Genomic DNA, 687 nt, shown 5'->3' with positions numbered 1-687 from the left:
CGCCTCGATCTCGCCGAGCCGCCGGTCGACATCCTCGGGCAGCTCTTCGGCCTCGGCATGCTCGGCCTCGAGCAGGTCGTATTCGTCGCGCAGGGCCTCGCGCGCGGCACGCTCTTCTTCCGTCAGGTCGACGACTGTTCCGCCGATCTGCCGGAACCCCCGGTCATGGCCGTAGGGAAAGCTGACGGCCACCTCGACCCAGGCCCAGCCTTCTGCGGCGATCACCTCTGCCTCACGCTCGAGCTTCTCCGCGACCAGACACTCGAGCAGGGCCACGTCCTGCAGCCAGCCGCCATTGTCGGTCTCGAAGAGATCGCGCAGCACGATGCCACCCGCCGCCTCGTAGGCCGGGATGCCCAGGAAGAGCGCCCGGCGGTCGGAGGCCCGCACCGTGGTTTCCGTCAGCATGCGGCGGATGATGTACGGCTCCTCCGACCAGCTGTCCCTGACCACCTGCCAGACCTGCTCCTGGCGCGCATGGTCGTCGGTGACGGTAAAGGCCATCAACTGCTCGAGCGTCATGGCGTCCTCGCCGTAGACCTCGAGCAGCGCCGGCGAGACCGCGGCCAGCCGCAGGCGCTGCCGGACGACCTTGGCGTCGACGAGAAAGGCCGCGGCGATGGCCTCTTCGGTCATGCCCTCCTCGCGCAGGGTCTGGAAGGCCCGGAACTGATCGAGCGGATGGAG

At 68.9% G+C, this 687-nt stretch carries 1 protein-coding gene; it reads right to left on the bottom strand.

What is annotated here, in order from left to right:
• On the bottom strand, nt 1–687 hold a 687-nt coding region (locus tag CK944_RS22450; RefSeq protein WP_371411695.1), incomplete at both ends, for a ParB/RepB/Spo0J family partition protein.

Origin of the sequence: Paracoccus sp. SY, assembly GCF_002901215.1 — a bacterium.
GTDB classification, from domain to species: Bacteria; Pseudomonadota; Alphaproteobacteria; order Rhodobacterales; family Rhodobacteraceae; genus Paracoccus; species Paracoccus acridae.
This window is presented reverse-complemented; position numbering and strand designations above follow the sequence as displayed.